3 protein-coding genes are annotated in these 1,977 nt (G+C 62.8%); 1 reads left to right on the forward strand and 2 read right to left on the reverse strand.

The window, feature by feature from the left end; genetic code table 11:
• On the reverse strand, positions 1–363 hold a 363-nt coding region (locus tag EN932_RS34940), incomplete at its 3' end, for an FAD-dependent oxidoreductase (protein ID WP_128369467.1).
• Between the two features lie 141 nt (positions 364–504).
• Between EN932_RS34940 and EN932_RS34945 the strand changes: the two genes are divergently transcribed.
• On the forward strand, positions 505–1,302 hold the full coding sequence (locus tag EN932_RS34945) for a lytic transglycosylase domain-containing protein (protein WP_024504026.1): 798 nt from the start codon (positions 505–507) through the stop codon (positions 1,300–1,302).
• A 72-nt stretch (positions 1,303–1,374) separates the two neighbouring features.
• On the opposite strand, the gene EN932_RS34950 is transcribed toward EN932_RS34945, so the two are convergent.
• Positions 1,375–1,896 (reverse strand): hypothetical protein, encoded by a 522-nt coding sequence (locus tag EN932_RS34950; protein WP_127370077.1) that lies wholly within the window; start codon positions 1,894–1,896, stop codon positions 1,375–1,377.
• Between the last annotated feature and the right edge of the window lie 81 nt (positions 1,897–1,977).

Genomic DNA, 1,977 nt, shown 5'->3' on the forward strand with positions numbered 1-1,977 from the left:
CTTCACTTCATGCCTGGCCAGCAGTTCGAACAGCTTGGCGTCGGCGGCCTTCATGTCGGCTTCTTCCGCTTCGCTCGCCTTGCGCTCGCGGTAGTAGAGATGATCGACATTCATGTCGTGATGATGCAACGTCCAGCCTGCCACTTGCGCTTCGGGAAAATAGGGATTGCGGTCGGCGGCATGCAGCCAGGCGCAGCCGATGTCGAAAGGCACGCCGAAATGCTGGTCGCTGGTCCAGGCTCGCCCGCCGATTCTGTCCATCGCTTCGAGCAGCGTGAAGGAAAGCCCCGCCGCCTGCAGGGTTTTGGCAGCGGCAAGACCCGCCGAGCCGGCGCCGATGATGACGACATCAACGTCTTGCATGCAGCCCCCTTGCCACAATAATCACTTGATCCTAGGCAAATTCCACGGCATTCGCCAGCATTGCAGCGGTGACAGTGACAAGTGCGCGTTTCGCTGGCAAGTTCGCAATTGGGACGTGATTCAGGCAACCAGGAGATCAACATGGCAATTCTTGCCAAGGGAAAGATGTTTGCAGCGGCCGCGATGGCGGTGCTTGCGCTGGCGACGGGCGCACAGGCAGCGGCCAGCTGCGGCAAGACCGGCGCCGGCTTCGAGGCCTGGAAGCAGGACTTTGCCGCGCAGGCCAGGTCGGAAGGTGTGGGCGCCAAGGGGCTGGCCGCTCTGGCCGGGGCGAACTACGCGACAAAGACGATCTCCGTCGACCGCGGCATTCACAAGGCCTTCAGCGGCTCGGTGGACGATTTCATGCGGCGGCGCGGCGGCGCGGCGATTATCTCCAAGGGCCGGTCGCTGAAAAAGTCGAATGCGGCGCTGTTCTCCAAGATCGAAGCGAATTACGGCGTGTCGCCGGGCGTGTTGCTGGCCATCTGGGGTATGGAAACCGGCTTCGGTTCGGCCATGGGCAACCAGAACACCGTCTCTGCGATTTTGACGCTTGCCTATGATTGCCGCCGCCCGGGGTTCTTCTACCCGCATGCGATCGCCGCCCTGAAGCTGGTCGATCGCGGGGCGCTGACAGCCTCGTCGGTCGGGGCCGCGCATGGCGAGATCGGACACACGCAGTTCCTGCCAGGAAACGTCCTGAAATATGGCGTCGGCGGCGGAAACCTGCGCGACAAGGGCACGGCGCTGGCTTCCACCGCCAACTTCCTCAAGGGCCATGGCTGGCGGGCAGGCGCGAGCGCGAGTGCGAATATGGGCGCGATTGCCGGCTGGAATTCCGCGAGCGTCTATCAGCAGGCCATCGCTCGTATTGCCACGGCGATCGACGGCGATTGACGGACCATGCACCGGGCAGGAGGCCCCGGCCATTTTTGACTTGATCGAAAACCCGGCGTGAATGCCGGGTTTTTATTTGATTTCGAGCGTGTAGGAGCAGCCGGCCAGGGTCTTGCCGGGATGGGACTCGACGGTCGAGACGTTGAGCTTGACGTCCGTGGAGAAGGTCAATCCTTCCGACTCTTCGGTGCTTTGGACAACGACCTTTTCGCCAAGGAATTTTTGCGGCGTGGAAAACACGGCCATGACGTCGAGTTCTTTTGCAAGCTCCGGCGCGGCAACGCCGTCGAGCACGGCCATCGGCCCCGCAGCGGTAAACACGATCGATCCTGTCTCGCGGTTGAACACGCGGATTTTGGCCGGCAGTTCGTATTGGCTGAGAAACGGATTGCCGGAGGCAACCTCCTTCCAGCCAAGCGTTTCAACGGCACCCGGTGCGCTGGACAGCCACAGGGCAAAGTCGTTGTAAGTCGGAACGTCCGCCCTGCACTCGATCAGCGCGGGAAGGTCAAGAGAGGCGGGGTCGAACTCCTGGCCGACGGCCGGCGTCGCCAGAACAACCAGCGGCGCCAGGCAGCGACCGAAACCGCGCATCCGCCCTACTTGGCGCGGTTGCGCGCTGCCAGCGTTCTCAGCCGCAGTGCATTGAGGCGGATGAAGCCGGCGGCGTCCTTC

Origin of the sequence: Mesorhizobium sp. M7A.F.Ca.US.002.01.1.1 (genome assembly GCF_004022955.1) — a bacterium.
In the GTDB taxonomy this organism is placed as follows: Bacteria; Pseudomonadota; Alphaproteobacteria; order Rhizobiales; family Rhizobiaceae; genus Mesorhizobium; species Mesorhizobium ciceri.

What these genes read in the sequence shown, in the direction of transcription:
- EN932_RS34945 (WP_024504026.1), top strand. Translation starts at nt 505, where the DNA reads ATGGCAATTCTTGCCAAGGGAAAGATGTTTGCAGCGGCCGCGATGGCG.
- EN932_RS34950 (WP_127370077.1), bottom strand. Translation starts at nt 1,896, where the DNA reads ATGCGCGGTTTCGGTCGCTGCCTGGCGCCGCTGGTTGTTCTGGCGACG.